This is a genomic window from Sorlinia euscelidii (assembly GCF_036452135.1).
Classification (GTDB): Bacteria; Pseudomonadota; Alphaproteobacteria; order Acetobacterales; family Acetobacteraceae; genus Sorlinia; species Sorlinia euscelidii.
Window position 1 is genome coordinate 641,761 of record NZ_JAWJZZ010000001.1, and the last position, 21,536, is coordinate 663,296.

Annotated in this window: 17 protein-coding genes; 9 read left to right on the forward strand and 8 right to left on the reverse strand. The window is 57.4% G+C overall.

Annotated elements, in window-relative coordinates; all coding sequences use genetic code 11:
* The first annotated feature begins 144 nt into the window (after positions 1-144).
* The gene (locus tag CGLAMM_RS03030; protein ID WP_394819372.1) at positions 145-462 is read left to right on the forward strand and encodes a hypothetical protein; all 318 of its coding nucleotides are present in this window, start codon (positions 145-147) and stop codon (positions 460-462) included.
* 81 nt (positions 463-543) lie between these two features.
* Here CGLAMM_RS03030 and CGLAMM_RS03035 read toward each other — a convergent pair whose 3' ends face one another.
* Together CGLAMM_RS03035 and CGLAMM_RS03040 are read right to left on the reverse strand one after the other, a co-directional pair.
* Positions 544-2,136, reverse strand: coding sequence for a bifunctional protein tyrosine phosphatase family protein/NAD(P)/FAD-dependent oxidoreductase (locus CGLAMM_RS03035; RefSeq protein ID WP_394819371.1), 1,593 nt, complete (start codon positions 2,134-2,136; stop codon positions 544-546).
* Between the two features lie 36 nt (positions 2,137-2,172).
* Positions 2,173-3,096 carry an MBL fold metallo-hydrolase gene (locus CGLAMM_RS03040; protein ID WP_394819370.1) on the reverse strand — a complete coding sequence of 308 codons (924 nt, stop codon included), beginning with the start codon at positions 3,094-3,096 and terminating at the stop codon, positions 2,173-2,175.
* Positions 3,097-3,190: 94 nt separating this feature from the next.
* Here CGLAMM_RS03040 and CGLAMM_RS03045 point away from each other — a divergent pair, with 94 nt between their 5' ends.
* Together CGLAMM_RS03045 and acs are read left to right on the forward strand one after the other, a co-directional pair.
* Positions 3,191-3,442: a hypothetical protein gene (locus tag CGLAMM_RS03045; RefSeq protein ID WP_394819369.1), complete on the forward strand. Its 252-nt coding sequence runs from the start codon at positions 3,191-3,193 to the stop codon at positions 3,440-3,442.
* The gene (acs, locus tag CGLAMM_RS03050) at positions 3,420-5,330 is read left to right on the forward strand and encodes an acetate--CoA ligase (RefSeq protein ID WP_394819368.1); all 1,911 of its coding nucleotides are present in this window, start codon (positions 3,420-3,422) and stop codon (positions 5,328-5,330) included. Before CGLAMM_RS03045 ends, acs begins: the two co-directional genes overlap by 23 nt.
* A gap of 17 nt (positions 5,331-5,347) precedes the next feature.
* Here the strand turns inward: acs and puuE are convergent, their stop codons facing one another.
* Positions 5,348-6,256, reverse strand: a complete 909-nt coding sequence (gene puuE / locus CGLAMM_RS03055) for an allantoinase PuuE (protein ID WP_394819367.1) — start codon at positions 6,254-6,256, stop codon at positions 5,348-5,350.
* Positions 6,257-6,549: 293 nt separating this feature from the next.
* Here puuE and CGLAMM_RS03060 point away from each other — a divergent pair, with 293 nt between their 5' ends.
* From CGLAMM_RS03060 to cysC, 5 genes are all read left to right on the forward strand, one after another.
* On the forward strand, positions 6,550-8,025 hold the full coding sequence (locus CGLAMM_RS03060) for an NCS1 family nucleobase:cation symporter-1 (protein WP_418115324.1): 1,476 nt from the start codon (positions 6,550-6,552) through the stop codon (positions 8,023-8,025).
* 137 nt (positions 8,026-8,162) lie between these two features.
* Positions 8,163-9,572: a siroheme synthase CysG gene (gene cysG, locus CGLAMM_RS03065; protein ID WP_394819365.1), complete on the forward strand. Its 1,410-nt coding sequence runs from the start codon at positions 8,163-8,165 to the stop codon at positions 9,570-9,572.
* A gap of 95 nt (positions 9,573-9,667) precedes the next feature.
* Entirely contained in the window at positions 9,668-10,366 is a 699-nt protein-coding gene (locus CGLAMM_RS03070; protein WP_394819364.1) for a phosphoadenylyl-sulfate reductase, read from the forward strand.
* A gap of 23 nt (positions 10,367-10,389) precedes the next feature.
* A complete protein-coding gene (cysD, locus tag CGLAMM_RS03075; RefSeq protein WP_394819726.1) occupies positions 10,390-11,184 on the forward strand; it encodes a sulfate adenylyltransferase subunit CysD in 795 nt (264 codons plus the stop codon).
* 2 nt (positions 11,185-11,186) lie between these two features.
* Positions 11,187-13,061 (forward strand): adenylyl-sulfate kinase, encoded by a 1,875-nt coding sequence (gene cysC, locus CGLAMM_RS03080; protein ID WP_394819363.1) that lies wholly within the window; start codon positions 11,187-11,189, stop codon positions 13,059-13,061.
* A 105-nt stretch (positions 13,062-13,166) separates the two neighbouring features.
* Here the strand turns inward: cysC and CGLAMM_RS03085 are convergent, their stop codons facing one another.
* From CGLAMM_RS03085 to hemA, 5 genes are all read right to left on the reverse strand, one after another.
* Positions 13,167-13,973 (reverse strand): acid phosphatase, encoded by an 807-nt coding sequence (locus CGLAMM_RS03085; RefSeq protein WP_394819362.1) that lies wholly within the window; start codon positions 13,971-13,973, stop codon positions 13,167-13,169.
* Between the two features lie 333 nt (positions 13,974-14,306).
* Positions 14,307-15,101: an acid phosphatase gene (locus CGLAMM_RS03090; RefSeq protein ID WP_394819361.1), complete on the reverse strand. Its 795-nt coding sequence runs from the start codon at positions 15,099-15,101 to the stop codon at positions 14,307-14,309.
* A 97-nt stretch (positions 15,102-15,198) separates the two neighbouring features.
* Positions 15,199-16,257: an ATP-binding protein gene (locus CGLAMM_RS03095; RefSeq protein ID WP_418115325.1), complete on the reverse strand. Its 1,059-nt coding sequence runs from the start codon at positions 16,255-16,257 to the stop codon at positions 15,199-15,201.
* The gene (locus CGLAMM_RS03100) at positions 16,167-18,761 is read right to left on the reverse strand and encodes a PAS domain-containing protein (RefSeq protein WP_394819359.1); all 2,595 of its coding nucleotides are present in this window, start codon (positions 18,759-18,761) and stop codon (positions 16,167-16,169) included. Before CGLAMM_RS03100 ends, CGLAMM_RS03095 begins: the two co-directional genes overlap by 91 nt.
* A 176-nt stretch (positions 18,762-18,937) precedes the next feature.
* Complete coding sequence (gene hemA, locus CGLAMM_RS03105) at positions 18,938-20,161, reverse strand: 5-aminolevulinate synthase (protein ID WP_418115326.1); 1,224 nt, start codon at positions 20,159-20,161, stop codon at positions 18,938-18,940.
* 907 nt (positions 20,162-21,068) lie between these two features.
* On the opposite strand from hemA, the gene CGLAMM_RS03110 reads away from it, so the two are divergent.
* Positions 21,069-21,353, forward strand: coding sequence for an HU family DNA-binding protein (locus CGLAMM_RS03110; protein ID WP_394819358.1), 285 nt, complete (start codon positions 21,069-21,071; stop codon positions 21,351-21,353).
* Positions 21,354-21,536 lie beyond the last annotated feature (183 nt).

Here is a 21,536-nt window from a genome sequence, read left to right on the forward strand (position 1 = left end):
CCGTCAAATGGCGTTCAATCGTTAAAGCTTAAAACCGGTATTGCCCACGATGATCAAGGGCGCGGAGGGCCGAAAAGATAGCGGTTTGCAACGGGTCAAGCCCTGTTGCGTTGTCGGAGAACATCGTTAACGAGGAATTTTTAAATGACTGATCAGCTTCCCAACCAGGACACGCCGCCGAAACCAGAAAATGTTGACGCGCCCACCCCGAACCATGATTCGAGTGTGTTTGGTAATTTTTTCAAGCAGGGCAACAACAATGCCGGCTACAACAATCAGGCGGCGCCGGGCATGTTGACGACATTGTCTAATGCCAAAGGCAGGATTGGCATTGTCGGCATCATCATTGTGGTCGCCGCAGCCTACGCCCTCAACATAAATCCGATGAATGCGCTGAATTTCTTCTCCGGAAGTCAGAATCAATCGCCGCCAGCTTATCATCAGACAACGCAGACACGATAAGAAACCGTCGGGCGATTATATCCGACGGCGCAAATCGGCTGACATTTTTGAGATGATCGCGCACGGGCGGCGTCAGCGCGTCTAACGGCGCTTCAGCCCGAGCATGATTTCCCGCCCTTTGAGCATCGCATTCCAATATATAAAGGGCAGGCCGTATTTTTTCAGGGTCCAGGCAACGCGGGACGGCTTAAAACCATTGATGATCCATTTCGGGAAACTCGGCATCAATTTGCCACCATAGCCGAACTCCGCAAGGACAACCTTACCGTTCTCGACGGTAAGCGGACAACCGCCATAACCATCGTAAATGTAAGGCAGATCCCGGGAGTCCATCGTCGCCAACAGGTTCTCCGCGATAATAGGGGCCTGTTTCCGGGCGGCGGCCGCTGTTTTGGCGTTGGACGTGCCAATCACGTCCCCCACACCGAAAACATTTTTGAAGGTGATGTGCTGTAAAGTCTGCGGATCAACCGCGAGGTAGCCCTCCGCATTGGCAAGCGCGCTCTCCCGCACGACTTTCGGGGCCGATTGGGGTGGCACGACATGCAGCATGTCAAATTGCTGCGTAACGATCTCCGTCTTGCCAGCCACCTGTCGCTCAAATGTCGCTGTTTTCGCGTCGCCATCAACATGCACGAGCTTTGAATTCAGCTGTAGATCGACTTTATATCGCTGAATATACGACATGAGCACGGGAACGAAATCCTTAACGCCGAATAAAGCAGGCCCAGCCACGTCAAACTCGACCGAGATCGCGTCATTGACACGGCGTTTCGCCCAGGCATCGCAGGATAGATAGACAGCCTTCTGCGGCGCGCCAGCGCATTTGAACGGCGCGGGCGGCTGGGTGAAAATGGCTTTGCCGGCTTTGAGGCCCTGCACCAACTCCCACGTATAAGGCGCGAGGTCATAACGGTAATTTGAGGTCACGCCGTTTTTGCCCAACGTCTCCTCAAGCCCCGGGATCGCGTCAAAGTTCAGCCTAAGGCCCGTCGCGACCACCAGCGCCTTGTAGGAGATTTCCGTCTCATCCTCGAGTAGGATCGTGTCATTTTCGGGACGGAATGCCGTGACCGCATGGTGCACCCAATTCACATCCTTTGGCATGACGGACGCTTCCGTGCGCTTTGTGGCGTGCTTGCTGTAAGCCCCGCCACCGACGAGTGTCCAGGCGGGCTGGTAGTAATGCGCGGCTGCCGGTTCAATGACCGCGATTGTCAATTCCGGCCGCCTTTTGATGAGGCTCGCCGCGGTGGCGATCCCGCCGGAACCGCCCCCCACGATGACAACATCGAATTTATGGGCCGCGACATGCTTTCGGCCGGGAAGGGCTCGCAACAGGTCATAGGCAATGCGCACCCGCCCGCCGGAGCGACAATAAGCATAGATGCGGGCTTTCGCATCATCACCTTTAAGGTCATTGATGATGTTCTGCAGCCGCCGTAACATGTCCTCATGCGGTCGCTCACTCGACCGCATGGGCAGAAGGCCGAACTGCAAACCAGCCGCTTCGGCAGCCGCGGCGATTTCAGCCGCTTTCGGCTGTTCCGGCTCTTCATCATCCGGTCGCAGGCAAAGGATGGCGGTATAGCCCTCTTTGACGAGTCGCGGCATATCATCCACTGTGACCTGCCCCGCGGCGGTAAAGTCGGCGGATAGGGGTTCCACGCTCATATTATTCTCCTGCTTCCTGGCCGGGTTGCGACTGCCTCAGAGGCGATTGACCGGAATTTTGATGTAACTTACCCCATCATCCTCCGCTTCTGGAAGATGACCACCGCGCATATTGACCTGCACGGACGGCATGAGAAGGTGAGGCATGGTGAGATGCGTATCCCGTTCCTGGCGCATTTTGATAAAAGCCGCCTCCGAGACGCCGTCATGCACATGGATATTCCCGTCTCGCTCCGCCCCGACCGATGTGACGAAACAAAATGCGTCCCGTCCCGGCGCTTTATAATCATGGCACAGATAAAGCCGCGTCTCACGCGGGAGGGAGAGAAGGCGGCGGATAGACTGAAAAAGCTGCCTGGCATCACCACCGGGGAAATCGGCACGTGCCGTGCCGAAATCGGGCATGAATAACGTGTCACCGATAAAAGCGACGTTCCCGATGACATAAGCCATATCCGCTGGCGTATGGCCTGGCACGTGAAGCGCCATGGCTTCCAGCTTTCCCACGCGGAATTTTTCACCATCTTCAAATAAATGGTCGAATTGGGAGCCATCCCGGGCAAAGTCTGTGCCCACGTTAAAGATTTTCCCGAAGACGTTCTGCACATCAATAATACGCGCCCCGATTGCAAGCTTGCCGCCCAGTTTCTCCTGCAACCATGGGGCGGCTGAAAGATGGTCGGCATGGGCGTGGGTCTCGAGCTGCCAGACCACATTGAGGCTTTCAGCATGAATGAAGTCCAGGATCTTCCGGGCGCTGGCCTCCCCCGTCCGGCCGGATGCGGGGTCATAATCCATGACGGAATCGATAATCGCCGCTTCACGCGTTGTCGGATCATAAACAACATGGCTCGCCGTGAATGTCGCCTCATCAAAGAAGCTTTTCACGGAGGGAATCACATCTTTTTCAATCGATTTCTCGATGATTTCCGTCGCGTTACGAAGAGGATCGTCCGTCATCACACGCCTTCCCGTGAGGCCCTCAAAGAAACTCATTTATATCATCCATTCCAGCACAATGACAGAAACTTGAACGACCTGATGATGCATCCCTTTGGCACGCCTTTGCTTTACTTTACGCAGCTTAATCAAGGAAACAGCGCATATTGAACGTGTTGACGCGCAGCGCTTGCCGGTCGCGAGTGGACAGGGTGCGCGCAATATTGCAAGGATTGGGGTCGGCTGGATGAGGATGCGGGCACGTTGCGCCGCGTCATACGCGTTCCAGGCGGTTACTTCCAATCAGGATTGCTGGTCTTCCCGTATCATCAAGGGCTTCATGAATGACATCCACCGCGGCACATAATCACGAAGCGCCGGAGCACCTCCCCCCGATATTCCGATGGCACGAGATGCAGCAGAGAGCGGCACTCGACCCGGACGCACACTGGATGGATCTTGCCATGCGCCTGGCATGGTTCACCGCGCCAACTGAGGCCCTGAATGCTGCCGGCAGGTGGTTTGACGGTGGAAAATTGAATGCCTGCTACAATGCCGTGGATCGTCATCTTGAGATGCGCGGTGACCAGTTAGCTTTGATCTGGCAGGGAGAGTCGCCTGAAGAAAAGCGGGAACTGACTTACCGCGCGCTTCATCGGGAAGTCTGCCGGATGGCAAACGTCCTTATGCGATTCGGCGTCAAAGAGGGTGATCGCGTGGCGATTCACCTCCCCGCGATTGCTGAGGGCGTGATCGCGATGCTCGCCTGTGCACGGATCGGGGCAATTCATATGGTGCTTTTCGGCGGTTTCTCCGCCGAAGCCATCGCTGACCGTATCGCAGATGCGGATGCCAAACTCATCATCACCGCCGATGTGGGTCGACGCGGCCCGAAGCGCGTCCCGTTCAAGAAAACAATTGACGCGGCGTTGACGCACCTTCCACCGGACCAGATCGACACCATCCTCGTCATGTCTGTGACGCATGAAGACGTGCCGATGCAGGAAGGGCGTGACCATCTCCTCGCTCCCCTGATCAGCGCCGCACCGGATACGCTTCCCTGCGTTACGCGCGATGCAAATGATCCCCTTTTTCTGCTTTATACTTCAGGGAGTACGGGGAAGCCGAAAGGCGTCATTCATGGCACGGGAGGTTACCTCACCTGGGCAAGCTTTACCCAGAATGTGGTTTTTGACCATCGTGAGGGTGATATTTTCTGGTGCACGGCGGATCTCGGCTGGATTACCGGGCATAGTTATGTGGCTTACGGGCCGCTCTGCAATGGGGGGACGATCCTGATTTATGAGGGTATGCCCTCCTATCCCGACCCTGGCCAATGGTGGCGCGTCATCGAGAAATATCGCGTCACGAGCTTTTATACCTCCCCCACCGTGATCCGCGCCCTGATGCGGGAGGGTGATGACGTGCCGGGTGCGTGCGATCTGAACTCCCTGCGCGTGTTGGGTTCCGTCGGTGAACCGATCAGCCGTGAGGCATGGGAGTGGTTTTACCGGGTCATTGGCCGCAACCGATGCCATGTTGTGGATACATGGTGGCAGACAGAAACGGGAGGCATCATGATCTCCCCCGTCCCCGGCATTGTTGAAGGTGAGCCGAGCGCCGCCACCTTACCCCTGCCCGGCATTGACGCTGTACTTCTGGGAGCGGACGGCCGGGAAATCAAAGGTGAAGGCGAGGGCGTATTATGTATGCGTCGCCCATGGCCCGGACGCGCCCTCTCCATCTGGAAAAATGATGCGTTATTCCAGAAAATCTATCTGGCCCCTTATCCCGGCTACTACTTTACCGGCGATGGGGCGCGGCGCGACGGAAATGGCCATTACTGGATTACAGGGCGTGTTGATGACGTGATCAATGTCTCCGGACACCGCATCGGCTCAGCCGAAATCGAGGATGTTCTGGCCGATGATCGTGACATTGCGGAGTGTGCCGCCATCGGGATACCGCATCCGATGAAAGGACAGGCCGTGGTGGTGTTCATCGTGCCGAGAGACACGGCGCGGGCCGACATGCTGCCGGAACATGCACGCCAGATCGTCTCCCGGCGGATCGGGCGCTATGCGGTGCCGGAGCATATTTATGTCGTGCATGATCTACCCAAAACGCGTTCCGGTAAAAATGTTCGCCGCCTTCTTCGGAAAATTGCAAGTGGCGAGAAAGATGGGTTCGGAGATTTATCAACGTTGAGTGACCCGGAATGCATCGAACGCCTTCTCGAGGCAACGCCGATGTGACGCGGTTTGCGCGCCCGTCACGGCGGGAAGTTCCGTAGCCAGTGATGGGCGATATCGATGCGCCGCGCGATCCAGACATCGGGTCGCGATTTGAGGTCGTCCAGAAATTGCCGGACAGCCAGCGCCCGCCCGGGGCGACCTGCAATGCGGCAATGGAGTCCGACGGACATCATTCTTCCGCCCTCCTGGTGCAGCATCTCGAAACTGTCCCGCAAATAGCGGTAAAATTGCGCCCCTTCCGTAAAGCCATTATATCCGACAAACTTCATGTCATTCGTGTCGAAACTATAGGGCACAATCAACTGGGCGCGTCCATGACGGTGATCATAATATGGCAGGTCATCCGCATAGGAATCGGCGTCATAAGTGAAACAACCTTCCTCCGCCACGAGGCGTGCTGTATTCGGGCTGGTGCGGCCCTGATACCACCCCTCTGGCGCGGCGCCGGTCACCTCCTTGTGGATCTCGATCGCCGCACGCAGATGCTCTCGTTCAACGCTTTCCGGCACATTCTGATAATCAATCCATCGATAACCATGTGAGGCGATTTCCCACGATGCCGCGCGCATGGCCGCAACGGCTTCCCGGTGACGCGCCAACGCCATGGCAACCCCGAAAACCGTGACCGGTGCAGCTGCATCCGTGAAAATGCGATAAAGCCGCCAGAACCCGGCACGCGCGCCATATTCATAGACGCTCTCCATCTGCATATTGCGCATCCCCGGGATGTTCTTCGCTCCGACGAGCTCAGAGAGAAACGCCTCAGCCTGGCTGTCCCCATGAAGAATGGCATTTTCCGCGCCCTCCTCGTAATTGATGACAAACTGCACCGCCGTGCGGGCGCCCCCAGGCCAATGCGGGTCAGGCGGTTTCGCGCCATAACCGGTAAGGTCTCGACAATAATCCTTCAGGGAGTTGGGCATCATACGGCCACCATCTTCATGTTATTTTGTCGATCGGCCAAATCCTGCTCACAGAAACGGGGCAGAATCCGGGATTTATCGCGCAGAATGGGCGTGCCGCCTTCATGGCGACGCCCTCATTTCCCACCCGAAACGGTAAGTTAAAACATCGTCATTAAATTGACCATATTATTTCTTTTTCGAAACGAGATTCTATGTCAGCATGAAGCCTGCAATTGTCGTGACGCGCCGTCCGCGCCCTGCCACCGGGCGCGGGATGGCCCCGCATCCTGTCGCGACCTGCCGGAGGAAAGATTTTGACGACACTTCCCCTCGCGCCTGACCCGAAGCTTTATAATGACGATCTTGCCCCTGTCCCGCATGACAGACGCCCTTGGAACTGGCTGAACCTCGCCACGATCTGGATGGGCATGGTGCATAATATCGTCGTGTATGAGGCTGCTGCGGGCTTGATGGCCCTCGGCTTTTCAGCGGTGGAATGTCTGGAGGTCGTGGCGGTCGCCTATGCCGTGCTCTTCATCGCCATGTGCCTCAATGCCGTCTCCGGCACGCGTTATGGCCTGCCCTTCTGTGTCCTGATCCGCAGTGCCTTCGGCCCTGTCGGTGCGCAATTACCAGTCCTTTTGCGCGGTTTCTGCGCCATCTTCTGGTTTTCCGTGCAGGCTTATGCCGCGTCTCAGGCAGTCGATGCCATCATGATGACGGTCTGGCCCGCGTGGCAAACGCTGTCCATTACCTGGCTTGGCATGACAATGCATGGCTGGTGCGCCCTGGCGCTCATCTGGGCGCTTCATGGCTGGATCATGAATCACGGCATCCAGAGCATCGGGCGGTTTGAACTGGTGGCGGGCCCCCTTGTCATCATTATGGGCGCGGGCGCGGCCCTCTGGGGGTTATCGGTCGGGCATGGCATCGGCCCGCTCTTCGCCCTGCCCTCACACCTTCATGGCTGGGCTTTTGCCGGCACGTTTGCGGGGGGCGTCACCGGCATTATGGGAATGTGGGCATCATTCGCGGTCAATGTGCCCGATCTCTCCCGCTTTGTCCGATCCCAGCGCGATCAAATTATCGGGCAGTTTATCGGCCTGCCTGTGACGGCGCTGATTTTTACCCCGATGGCGATTGTGACGACCTCCGCAACGGTCATTGTTTTTGGCCATGCGATCTGGAATCCGGTCGATCTGCTTCTCGCACTGAATAACACGACAGTCACCCTGTTAGGCGGCGCAACGATCGTCATCGCAACATTATCCGTCAATGTCGTCGCCAATATCATGCCCGCCTGTTACGACCTCATCAATCTCATGCCGCGTCGGCTTGATTTCCACCGTAGCGCCTATCTCGTCCTTATTCTCGGCCTCGCTTTCATGCCCTGGCTCTGGTTCACCCAGGCGACGAGTGTGTTTGCACTGCTCAACATTATCAGCGGTCTTCTCGGGCCGGTGACCGGGGTGATGCTGGCGGATTACTTCGTCAGACGGCGCCAGCTTCTTTCCCTGCCCGATCTTTATCGTCGTGACGGGCTCTATGAGGGGCTTTATGGCTGGGGCGTCGCGGCCATTCTCGCTTTCATCATTGGCGGTTTCCTCGCCGTCATCGGCGCCTTCGTGCCGACCCTCGCTTTGCTCAATAAATTATCCTGGTTTGTCGGGTGTGGTGTCAGCTTCACGCTTTATCTTGTTTTTTCACAGAGTGGTTCAATCGATAAGCGTCGTCTTCTGCCGAACGTCCCGCGCGTCAGGCATGAGCAGGGGGAATATGTGACGGAGTGAGGCACACGCCGAGAGCCGCTTCATCACGCTTTATTGCTAAAGCGCCTTTTTTCTCAGGCCTATCCATCCTATCTGTGTCCGCAGTGGTTCTGACGTGATTTTATGCGTCAGAAGAGAAAGACAGGATACAGGCACAGTTGCATTCGGATTTTGACGGACCCCAATATCTGCCCGTAGCGCTGCGCGTCGATGACGCGCCTTGCATTGTGGTCGGTAGCGGTATGGCCGCCGCCAATAAAACGCGCCTTCTCGTTTCACGCGCCCGGGATATCCGGATTTTCACCACCCATCCCGTTTCGGAACTCCGCACCCGTATTGATGAAGGGCAGATTTATCGCGCCGGTGATGAGCGCGATGAAACGTCTATCCGTGCTACCCTGAAGGAAGCGCGGCTGATCTTTATCGCGACAGAGGATGCGGCTTATAACCGGCAGCTCGCTTTATGGGCGGGTGTTTGCCGCGTGCCCTGCTGCGTGGTGGATGACATACCGCCCTCAAGCTTCATTACCCCCGCCATTATTGACCGCTCCCCCATTCAGGTCGCGATTATCTCCGGGGGTGCCGCCCCGGTTCTGGCGCGACGGCTGCGCACGCAGATTGAAGCCAGCCTCCCCCACGGCGTGGCGCGCCTCGCGCAATTCATGAAACGCCAGCGCGCTTGGGTACGCGATGCCCTGCCCGACATCACGCAACGCCGTCACGCGTGGGAGCGCTTCCTTGATTCCGGCGGGCGTGGCGCTGCGGAAAGAGACGATCGGAAAGCCGCCCGGATGGCGCTTGAAAATTCTGTCGCCAAAGAGACCGCCGGGACCGGCAAGATGGGCGAAGTCTGGCTCGTCGGTGCCGGCCCGGGTGACCCGGACCTGCTGACACTCGCCGCCCTCAACGCGATGCAGAATGCCGATTGCGTCCTCTATGACCAATTGATCCCCGATGCCATCCTTGACCGCCTCCGCCGCGATGCCGAGCGTATTTTTGTGGGCAAAAAACGCAGTCACCACACTTTGCCGCAAACGGAGATCACGCAGATCCTCGCGGAGAAGGCACGGCAGGGCCTGCGCGTCCTGCGACTCAAAGGGGGTGATCCATTTATCTTCGGGCGGGGTGGGGAGGAAATGGATGCTTTGATGCGGCAGGACATCCCTGTGCGTATCATACCAGGCATCACCGCGGCGAGTGGATGCGGCGCGTCTGCCGGTATCCCCCTGACACATCGTGACTATGCGCAAAGCTGCATTTTTGTCACGGGTCACGCCAAATCAGGGCAGGAACTTGCGCTGGACTGGGCCGCACTTGCGAAAAGAGGCCAAACCCTTGCCATTTATATGGGCCTGACCCCCCTTGCCACATTAGCACGGAAACTTGTGGAACATGGGCTGCCGCCGGATTGGCCGGCCGCCATTATTGAAAAGGGAACATGGGAAACGCAACGCGTCTTTATGACAACGCTTGAAGCGCTTCCCGAAATCGTGACACAAAACGGGATCACCTCACCCACCATGACAATAATCGGTGAAGTCGTGAAATTGCGGCCTATTCAACGATAAGAAGCCGTTATTTGATGCATTTTACCTATTGAACGTTTTGCCGTGAGTGATTAGCTTTTGCTGACATAAAGTTTATAAATTCTAATGAGGCGGCCATGCCACTCTCTCTCGAAGAAATTTCCGCATTGCGGGAAGTGCCGAACGATACCGTGCTTGAAACGGCGATCCGGATGCTGCGCGGCCGCTTGGCCGTGACGTCATCCTTCGGCGCGGAGTCCGCCCTTCTCCTCAGTATGGTCGCGGAGATTGACCCGTCGACGCCGGTCCTTTTCCTCAATACGTTGCGCCACTTTCCCGAAACGCTGCGTTACCGGGATGAGCTGGTCGCGCATCTTGGCCTGAAAGATGTGCATGACGTGATGCCCCGGTCAGAGATGCTGGCGCAGCGTGACCCGCAGGATCAGCTGGCCGCTTTCGACCCGGACGCGTGCTGCGCCCTGCGTAAGACGGAACCGCTTTTTGACACGCTTTCACATTATGATGCGTGGGTGACGGGGCGCAAACGCGGCCAGGCCGCGACACGCAACGACATGGAAGTTGTCGAACCGCAACCAGATGGAAGAGCGCGCATCAACCCGCTCAGTGAGTGGTCCCGCGCAGATATTGAGCAGGAAATCCGTCGGCGCAATCTGCCGCGACATCCTTTGACCGGATTTGGTTTTGCCTCCATCGGCTGCGCGCCCTGCACGCGCGCTGTCCGCCCGGGGGAAGACCCGCGCGCAGGCCGTTGGGCCGGGCATGTCAAAACAGAATGCGGCATCCACCTCACCCCCGCAGACCGGAGCACCGTATGACTTCTGACATGGCGCCGCGCGCACTGGATGATCTTGACCAGTTAGAGGCGCAAAGCATTTTTATCCTGCGTGAGGCTTATCGCAAACTGCGCCCGTTGGGCATGTTATGGTCCCTGGGTAAAGACAGCAATGTGATGATCTGGCTGGCGCGTAAGGCCTTCATGGGTCGTGTGCCCTTCCCCGCCCTTCATGTCGATACGGGCAAGAAATTTCCCGAAATGTACGCTTTCCGGGATGAATACGCCAAAAAATGGAATCTCGATCTGGTTGTCAGAGATTGTCCGCCCGTTGAGGAAATTGATCCGAGCCTGCCCCCGGCCGCACGCTCTGCCGCGCGGAAGACGGCTGGTCTCGCAGCTTTGATTGAAGAGCAAAAATTTCGCGGCGTTATTGCCGGCATCCGCCGGGATGAGCAGGCCACCCGCGCCAAGGAGCGCGTGTTCAGCCCTCGGGGCGCCGGGCACCAATGGGATGTCCGCAACCAACCGCCCGAATTCTGGGACCAATATGCGACGCCGCATGAAGAGGGCATGCATATCCGTGTGCATCCGCTCCTCTCCTGGCGTGAGATTGATATCTGGCGATATATTCAGCGGGAGAACATCCCGGTTGTTGATCTGTATTTCTCCAAAAATGGCAGGCGCTACCGGTCCCTTGGTGATCAGGACATCACCAATCCGGTAGAAAGCGATGCTGCCACGCTTGAAGACATCATCGCCGAACTCCAATCAAGCCGAACATCCGAGCGTGCAGGCCGCGCGATGGATCATGAGTCTGAGGACGCGTTTGAGCGTCTCCGCGTCGCAGGGTATCTCTAAGAATGACAATGATGACAGCGCCTCACCCCGCGGAAAATGCCGCCCGCAATGCGGCGACGCCCATTGTGATCGTCGGCCATGTTGATCATGGCAAATCCACGTTGATCGGGCGGCTTCTGCACGACACGGACAGCCTCCCCGAGGGGCGGCTGGGACAGATTGTTGAAAGCAGCCAGAAGCGCGGGCGACCGGTCGAATGGAGCTTCCTTCTCGACTCCCTCCAGATTGAACGTGACCAGGGTGTCACAGTCGATTCAACGCGTATTCCGTTCCAGTTCAAGGGGCGCGATTTCGTCATTGTCGACGCGCCCGGCCACCGGCAATTTCTGCGCAATATGATTACCGGCGCGGCGGATGCTGAAGCCGCCGTCCTCGTTGTCGACGCGGCGGAAGGCGCGCAGGATCAGACGCGTCGCCATGCCATGTTGCTGCATCTGATCGGCATCCGCCATGTGATTGTTCTGATGAATAAAGCGGATGTGCTCGCATTTGATGCCGCGCGCCTTGAAGCGGCTGAGCAGGCGATCCGTGCGCTTCTGGCGCAGTTGAATGTGTCCGTCGATGCCGTCATCCCGGCCTCTGCGCGGGATGGGGATAATATCGCGGCGCCGTCTGATCGCAGCCCGTGGTATAAAGGCCCGACCCTGGTGCAGGCTCTGGCCGATGTCCCCCCGCCCGCACCACGTGCACGCCTGGGCTTTCGCATGGTGGTGCAGGATGTTTATCGCTTCGACGAGAAGCGATATGTTGTCGGCCGGGTTGATCGTGGCATCATCCGCGAAGGGGCGATGATTTCCATCGGCACACAGGGCCAGACGGCCCGTGTCGCTGAAATCGCACGCTGGCACGCGTCAGCCCTGCCCGTTGCCGGGCCTGGGGAATCCATTGCGTTGCGCCTGGAACCGGATATCGTGCCGGATCGCGGCGATCTGCTGTTCAACCCGGATGAGGACACGCCGCGCCCGGTGCGGTCAGCACGGATACAGGCGCGTGTCTTCTGGTTGCGTCAAGAGGGCCTTAGACGCGGTGAGCGCCTGACCCTGCGCCTCGGGCCTGCGGAATATCCAGTGACGGTCGCCTCCATTGATTCCGTCGTCAATCTTGAGGACATGACCCTTCAGAAGGCCGATATGGTCGGGCCGGAGGGCTTTGCGACCATTACGCTGACGACCGCCCATGCGGTACTTTTCGATATTTTCACCCCCGGCCTCAATGATGGGCGTGGCGTGCTGGTCGACCAATATCAACAGATCGTCGGCGGCGCGCCTCTGATTGGTGCGGCAGAAATTTCCGACCCCTCTCACACGATTCACCCGACAGAAAGCGTGATCTCCTCCGAGGCGCGTCGCGCTGCGGGAGAGCGTCAGGGACATGTTTTCTGGCTTTTCGGTCGCCCCGCTGCCGGTAAAAGCACGATCGCGCGGGAAGTCGAGGCCCGCTTATTCCGCGATGGGCAGCGTTGCATCGTGCTTGATGGTGACAGTCTGCGTGCCGGGCTCAATAGCGATCTCGGTTTTTCGCAGGAGGATCGTCGGGAAAATATCCGTCGCACGGCCCATGTGGCACGGATGTTTGCCGAGGCGGGCCATATTGTGCTGGTCGCGCTTGTCACGCCCATGAAATCCGATCGCGCCCTCGCTGCGGAGATTATCGGCAGAGCTTTCTCGGAAATTTTTGTCGATACATCAGCTGACATCTGTGAGTCACGCGATCCGAAGGGGCTCTACGCCGCCGCCCGTGCCGGGAAAATCTCGCATTTCACCGGTGTCGATGCCCCGTTTGAAAGTTCGGACCATCCGTCACTCTCGCTTTCCTCGGATTGCGGCCCGGAACGCGCCGCCAAAACGCTCATCGATTACATCCGAGCCAAGGTCTGACCCTGCGCCCCGCACCGGCGATAAATCTTTCACAGGTGCGACGGCGCAGAGCAGGAGGGGGCGCGTGTGAGAGGAAGCCAATTTCACATCACACGCGTCCCGCAATCAAGGGACGCGGAAAGGGCTCACCGCATTACCGGTTTTCTCCAATTCGCAGACGCGCTGTTCTGGCGCGTTGAGACGTTGCTTCAGCGCTAATAATTCCTCCCGCACAGCCGGGATCTGCGCCTGAATTTCGGGTCGGCTTAAGATTGCGGGGGCGAGGCCCGCTGCAAGGCTGTAACCTGCCACCACATCTGTCGACCAATGCGCGCCGCAAACGATACGGCTTTCCCCGTAAATGCGCCCCCGCGCGAGGATTTCCTCTGCCCGCTCCGGCATGATAACGGACAGCACAAAGGCCACGATATTACCGCGGACCGTATGCCCTGAGGGGTAGGAGCGGTTATGGTCTTTCGTTGCACGATCCTTAATGCATAGAGGCGCTTCATCGTGCCCGACATAAGGCCGCACGCGCGCCCAGCGTTCTTTGACCGCGTCCGTCCTCGGCTGTTCAATGGCGATGACGTCATTCATCAATTTGTTCAGCTTCGGTGTCTTCGTAAGGTCAAGCCGCAACCCAAGCGCACAGGAAAAATCGTTGATGACGGCAGGAAGGGAAAAATCATCATCAACGGTGGCCAGCTCCCATCGTGGTGAGCCTTTCCATTTTCGCGTTTCGTTGAAGATTTGCTGATCGCGTCGGAGGGCCTCCGTTTTTGGAGCAGGCGGCGCCGGGATAATCAGATAGCCATTCGGCGCCGCATTATCTGAGCGGTTTGAGGTGTCAGCGCGCAAGGGCTGACTGACCCCAACGGCCAGGACCGTCAAAGCCGACGCCGATAGCAGGAACTTTTTTGTGAAGAGAGGCATTTTTTTCCCTTTCTTATTGTTGTTGCAGGGATATTATAAATTTTCTTTAATATTTTTGTCTAACGCGCTGATTACAAATTTTAATGATTTGCTTTTCGCGGCTCGAGGCCGTTTGCTGGCAGAGTAAGGTCGTTGCGCCCGCCAAGCGACCCGATATCTCATCTCCTGGATAGGAGACGCGCACTCCAGTCCGACCGACCGCCGCGTCTATACGGGCATGCGGCGAGAGCGGGTCAGCTCGTATCGATCGCGGAAGGTAGGGAAAATGATCCGCATGCCGCACCCCCATTATGCAGCACGCGAATCATCATCAGGGCAGGAAAGCCCGTAACTTCACGGCAAACGGTTGGGAGAATGCGCGTTTGCCTCTTTTTCCAACGCGCATTGAGCCGCATCCGGCTTCCCGTTTTCTGCACGGAGGGCGTCGAGTTCCTTCCTGACAGCGGGAAGTTGCGCCTTGATTTCAGGCCGCATCAGAATGAGGAAGGTCTGCTGCGCGGCGATGCGAAAGCCGGCTTCAACGTCTGAGGCCCAATGTGCGCCGCAGACGATACGGCTTTCCCCGTAGATGCGGGCACGCATATAGAGTGCATCAGCGTGATCCGGCATCAGGGATGCGAGCAGGAAGCCGAGCGTGGTCCCCATCATCGTATGGCCGGACGGGTAGGAGCGGAAAGGGCCAAGCGCCGCTTTATGCACCATACAGGTCGGCGCATCATTGCCGACAAAGGGTCGCTGGCGGGCGAAGTGGCGCTTCAACGAGACCATCGTCGGTGCTTCAAGCTTCAAAACGTCCCGTGCCAGTTGACGCAGATGCGGCGCTTTAGCCGTGTCAATCTCAAACCCGGCCGCGCATGAAAAATTCCGGAGAGCGTGATCCAACGTGTAATCATCATCATTGACGGCGAGCTTCCAACGTGGAGAGTCTTTCCATTGACGGGTCGCGGTGAAAATCTGCTGATCCTGAAGTTGCGCCAGGCTGCCCGGCGCCGGTGGTGGCGGGACAGAAAGGAGGCCATTGGGCAGAGGCGCGAGCTGAGACGTGTCAGTGGCCTTCTGACAGGCGACGAGCGTGAGACTGGCCAGAGCGGGCAAGGCAAATCGTTGCATTAAGTAACGGCGGCGCATGGTGATATCCTCGGAAATATGACGTCGAAAACGTTAAAGATCCTTACCATGCGGGAGCTTTAAGGCCTCGTCCACTCCGAAAGCGGTCAAATTTTGATTAATTATTCAGCCGGCGATTCACATAATCAACGATGCGGTTCAATTTTTCATCCAGCATTTCCGTCGTAAAGGGTTTGAAGAGAATTTGCATGGATTCATCAAAGCTTTGGTCTGAAAAAACAGTCTGCTCCGCGTAACCTGTCATGAAAAGAACGGAGAGATGCTGCTTGCGGGCGCGCGCCTCATCGGCCAATTGCCGTCCATTGACGCCGCCCGGAAGACCCACATCGGTCATCAACACATCGTAGCGACGGTCTTCATCCGCCAGTAGCGCCATCGCCTCACTTCCCGTTGCCGCCGTCTCAACATGGATCCCCCGGTCACGGAGCGTTTCCTCCAGCGTGAAGCGCAATGTCACGTCATCCTCTACGAGGAGAAGGCGCAGATGGGATAGATCAACCTCGGTGGGGCTCCGTCGACGCGCGGCGCCCTGCGCGGCAGGTCGTTTCTCACCGATATATAGGGGAAGCCAGATATGCACTTTCGTTCCGGCCCCTGGAGCGGACTCGATCTCTACCCTCCCGCCCGATTGCGAGGCGAACCCATATATCATGCTGAGCCCCAATCCGGTGCCTTTGCCGATCGGCTTGGTTGTAAAAAACGGGTCGAAGGCCCGGGCCATGACCTCCGGCGTCATGCCCATGCCTGTATCGGCAACCGTCAGGCACATGAAGCGCACTGCGTCTTTCCCCTCTTTGGGCGGCGGGTCAGAGCGGGTTGATATGGTAACCGTCCCCCCGTCCGGCATCGCATCCCGCGCATTAATGCCCAGATTAAGGATGGCGTTTTCAAGCTGGTTACGGTCGATCAGGATAGGCCCCAATTTCGCGTCAAGACGCAGCTTGAGGCGCACAGCCGGGCCGATCGTACGGCGGAGGAATTCAGCCAGCCCGCTGACCAGCTCATTTACATCCGTCACAGTCGGGTCAAGCGTCTGCCGCCGTGAGAAGGCCAGCAGGCGATGGGTCAGCCCCGCCGCACGGTCGGTCGCTTCCTGCGCTGCATTGATATAGCGGTCGAGCCCCTCAAGCTGCCCGCGCGCCATTCGCCGCCGCATGAGGCCGAGCGCGCCGCTGATCCCCCGAGGATATTATTGAAATCATGGGCAAGCCCGCCCGTCAGCTGGCCGACAGCTTCCATTTTCTGCGACTGGCGAAGCTGGTCTTCAAGGATAATACGCTCGGTGATATCGCGCCCGATGAGGAAGATTTCATCATCGTCACGGAAGCCCGTCCAGTTGAATGTATGCCAGGAATTATCTTCAAACCTCAGACGCAGATCCGCGCTGCGCTCCCCCTGATTGGCAGCCAGCGCCTGTAACATCTCGGCGATTTTCTGCCGGTCCTGAGGGTGGACGAAACTGGCCAGCATTTCCCCTTTATATTGCGCACGGTCCAGATCAGCGCAGCGCGACCAGCTCGGGTTGACGTGACGCAAGCGGCCATCCAGCCCCACAGAGGCCAGAAGGTCATCCGTGATTGCCCAGATACTGTCCCGCTCCCGTGTGCGGCGGTCAACCTGCTCCTCCAATGTCCCATTAATACGACGGAGATCCTCCTGCGCCCGGTTCTGCCGAATGGCCGCCCAACCGCGATCAGCGACCGTCAAGATGAAGCTCATATTGATCCGGTCCCAACGGTGCGGCTCCGCGTAATGGACCATCGCCAATGCGCAGAAAGCCCCCTCCGCCATCAGCGGCACGTAATAAAAAGCCCGTATTTTTTCACGCAGAAAAATATCCGCATGTTTCCGTGTCATGGGGTGGGTGGTGACATCCGGCACGGCAACCGCCTCACCACGACGCAACGTATCGAAAAGCGCCTTGAAAGGCTGAAAAGTCCCCATGCGCGTCAATTGCGCAAAATGCGGCGTCCGGCTCCAGAGGGCGGTGACGAGCACAAAATCGCGATGATCATCAATGTCGGCGAAAGCGGCACGATCGGCCTCGATCGTTTCACCCATGACGCGGCTGGCGACATTGAGGATTTCCTTTTCGTCCTTGATCGCGCGCAGATTGTCGATCAGTTTAAGAAGGGCCTCCCGCTTCAGGGCCTGGCGTTTCTTCTCATCAATATTCAGCAGAATGCCGGGAAGTCCGACAACCTGCCCGTCGCCACTTATCTCCCATCTGCCATCCGCCTCAACCCAGATCCAGCCCTGCCCATCCGCCGCGCGGACCCGGAATTCGCATTGAAGCCTGCCGCGCGATGACAGACTTTTCCGTAACGCGGAAAGGAGCACGGCTTGGTCATCACCTGCCACACGTCGTAATATTTGCCGCAGCCTGACGCCGGAAGACATCTCCCCAACCGGAAAGGCCAGGGTCGCCGCCATACGCGGATCACCATGCAGCAAGCGGGCTTTGATATCCCAGATCCACCCGCCTGAAATCGCGCCAGCATAGGACGCGAGTTCGAGGCGCTCATGGTCCTGAGTGGAGGCTGTCATGTCGCGAGAGCTGCACATAAGGTAGACGACGTTGCTGCGATGCCCGCCTTCCGGGAGGGATATCGGTACGACCCGCGCGCGCCAGCGATGTAATGTGCCATCGGCTGAGAACGCATATTCCTCGATCTGCCCGGGGTGATTTTCAAGCGCTTTATCGAGGACGCGGCGTGCGGAGGCACGACCCTGCCCCATCCAGAGACCGGACCAATCCGTCCCGAATTGCTGCGTGCCGGGAAAGCGCGATAGCGTGGCAATGCGATCGCCGTAAGTAAAGACGACCCGACCCTGTCGATCCAGAAGACAAAACCCGTCACTGACGCCCTGCATCAATTGCGTGAGGAGGGCATCCTCCATATCACGGGCCGCGCGCGTCGCCTCCCGACGGCAGAAAATTGCATTCCAGCCGCCTGCATGTTTTGACGCGAAGACATGAAAAACATCTCCTCCCGCCGCGTCGAGTTTCAGATGATGGGTGGTTGCGCTCCCCGCCGCCCCCGCCGCCATCAAAGCATCCGGAAGCGTCAAAATGCGGGAGAATTTATTCAGCGTCATGCCGTCATAAAGGAACTGCGCTGTCACGCCGAGCATGGACGCCGCCGCGTCATCGCCGCGCACGCATTGGCGTGCTTCGTCCCATGCAAGGCACCCGAAAGCAATGTGCGATATTTGCCTGACTTTGGCTGGCAGCTTTACATCGTGATGGCCCAGACTGGCGACGAAGTCCCGCATGTGAGTGCCTAACGCATCATCCGACACGGACTGGCCTGCCGCAGTTTCAACAGGGACAGCCATCAGCGCGACGATAGAACCCCGAGATGCACGGAAGATGCGATTTTCCACGCGGTCGAGCATTTCGGTATGGACATCTGAAATAACATTTTCCACACCTGACGGACCTTGCGGGCCGGATTGGAGCAGCGCCCTGATTTTTTTACCCGCGCCGACGCCGACATGGCGTGCCGTGCTCGTTTCAATAATCTCAGTATCCGCGCCACGCACGGCGATCAGGAAAGTCGTTTCGGGAAACGATGCGCGCAACGTCGCCACCAGATGTGAAATCTCTCGGTGGACCCGCGTTTCGTCCAATGTTTGCTCATGGCGTCGTGCGTTCATCGGCCATCCTTCCCCGCCCACGAAATCACGGGCGAGTCCCGACTTGGTTATCTATAAGAGCAATACAATCGAGTTTTTAACATGTTCCCATTAGCAGAGCGCGATTTTAAAGTTTTCTGACCTTTCTCCGCGGTGAAATGACGGGTCCCTGACCTTTTCCAGCCTTGTCTTACGCTTTAGCCTGCCTGAGAGAGCCCGGCACGTTCAGACCATAATTGCTTTAACGCGGCGACCAATCCGTCAATATCTGATTTCCGATGAAGTGGGCCTGGCGTGATCCGCAACCGTTCAAGCCCGCGCGGCACGGTAGGATAATTGATTGGCTGAATGTAATGGCCGTAGCGCGTCAGGAGCGCATCGGAAATCGCGCGGCATTCCTTCGCATCGCAAACCATCACCGGGATAATGTGAGACGGATTGGCAAGGTGCGGCAGTCCGGCATCATCAAGACATTGCCGAAGGTAACGCACCGCCGCCCTCTGTCCCTCTCGCTCAACCGAACTTTGACGCAGATGTCGGACACTGGCGCGCGCGCCTGCGGCAATCATAGGCGGCAACGCGGTGGAGAAGATGAAGCCGGAAGCGAAAGAGCGCACAAAATCACATAATGCGGCGGAGCCGGTGATATACCCCCCCACGACGCCGAAGCCCTTCCCCAACGTGCCTTCAATGACGGAGATGCGGTGGGACAGGCCGCGTTCTTCCGCGACGCCGCCACCCTGAGGACCATACATGCCCACCGCATGGACCTCATCAAGATAGGTCAGCGCGCCGTAACGTTCCGCGACATCACAGATCTCCGCAATCGGGGCGATGTCACCATCCATTGAATAGACGGACTCAAAGGCGACGATTTTCGGCACATTGGCGGGGAGTTCACTCAGGTGACGCTCAAGGTCGGCTACATCATTATGGCGGAAAATTCGCTTATCCGCCCGTGAATGGCGAATGCCTTCGATCATGGAAGCGTGGTTCTGCGCATCGGAAAGCACCACACAGTCTTTGAGGCGCGCCGCGATCGTGCCGAGTGTCGCCCAGTTGGAGAGATAGCCGGAATTGAATAGAAGCGCCGCTTCCTTGCCGTGCAAGGAGGCGAGTTCCTGCTCCAGCAGGACATGCTCATGACAGGTGCCGGAAATGTTCCGCGTGCCACCTGCCCCTGCGCCGGATTGATCCAGCGCCGCATGCATCGCCGCCAGCACATTTTTATGCTCACCCATCCCGAGATAATCATTTGAGCACCAGATTGTCACGTCGCGCTTCAGCCCATGATGATAGGCTTTTGGGAACTGGCCAACCCGCCGCTCCAGCTCCGCGAAGATACGGTAGCTGCCATCGGCCTTCAGACCGTCCAGCGCGGCGCGGAACTGCGCATCGAATGCGGCATCCATTTTTGACATTTCATCTGTCCTTCCCGAAAGGCGCCTGCCGCCCCCTGCGGACGCAATCTAACCCAGATCCGAGAGGATTTCTTCATAAAATCAATGGGATCACCTTTTCAGGAAAAGCGAGTCCTTCCGCCAATCCAACCGGGGGATCGCGCCAGATGCGGTTTTTAATTCAACGCAATCCCATCAACGCAGTATCTTTTTCTTAATGAATAAATATTACGCTCCACACATCACGTGAGCGATTTCAAGCAGTCGCTTCGACGCTGAAAATGTAAACTCGAGTCCAATTTTTCAATGAAATATACGCAACACTCAATATGAAACGCATGAAGGGAGAAGCCTCATTATTTCATGATGTTTCAACGTGGCGTGACGACTCTACGCGTGCCAGAAAATCAGCTCGGGACGACCATGCTGATATCGGCGCCCCACAATGTCATATTTCGTGGGGTTAATAACGTTACGCGGGAAGAGCAAAGGGCCGTTCAACCGTAGCGTGTAGATTGAAACTTCGAAAATGATATCCCGCGAAACGCGTCTCAATTAATTTGACGATGTTGCTGCAAAGTGACGACTTTGACTGCGCCGGTGACAGGTTTCCGGGGAGTTTAGTTAAATTCTGACAGCTTAGTTTATAAACGTCACCTCACGATGCAGGAATGGCCAAATCCTTACGATTTCTTACAATCCAGCACCTGTCGGGGCAAAATAGAGACGTTGCAGCGTAAAATATGGGGGCACGTGAAGTTTTCCCACCTCACCCTTGAACCCCCCTCAAAATACCGCGTTGCCTTATCGCGTTACGCGAACAAAGTTTATCCGAAGCTTGGGCGCGTGGACGACTGATTCCCACCTTGTTTACTCGCGCCACACGGATTATGGCTCAAGAGACCGATTTTAACGAAAGAGGATAGCTATGAAGTCCACCGATCTGATTGACCGCATTGCCTCCGCGACCGGCGGCACTAAAGCCGACGCCAAAAAGGCCCTTGATACAGTATGGTCCAGCATCATCGAAGCCGCCCGGAAGGGTGAAGAAGTCTCTATCCCGGGTTTCGGCAAGTTCCAGGTTCGCACGACGGCTGCGCGTCAGGGTCGTAATCCTAAGACAGGCGAAACCATCAATATCGCCGCATCCAAGAAGCTTTCCTATTCTTCAGCTAAAAACGTCAAGGACGCCCTGGCTGCCAAGCACCGATAAAAGTCGTATAACATGAAGTTCTGAGAAGTGCGGTTGAAGCGTGACCCCAAGTCCGCCTTCATCCGTGCTTTTTTATGAGCAAAATCAGGCGGCCATTGGCTGGGTGCCCGCCCTTGAAAAAGGTCGCCCCTTAAGGCGCCCCCTTTTCAGAATTTCTTCCATGCGGCGAGGTCAGTGACACCC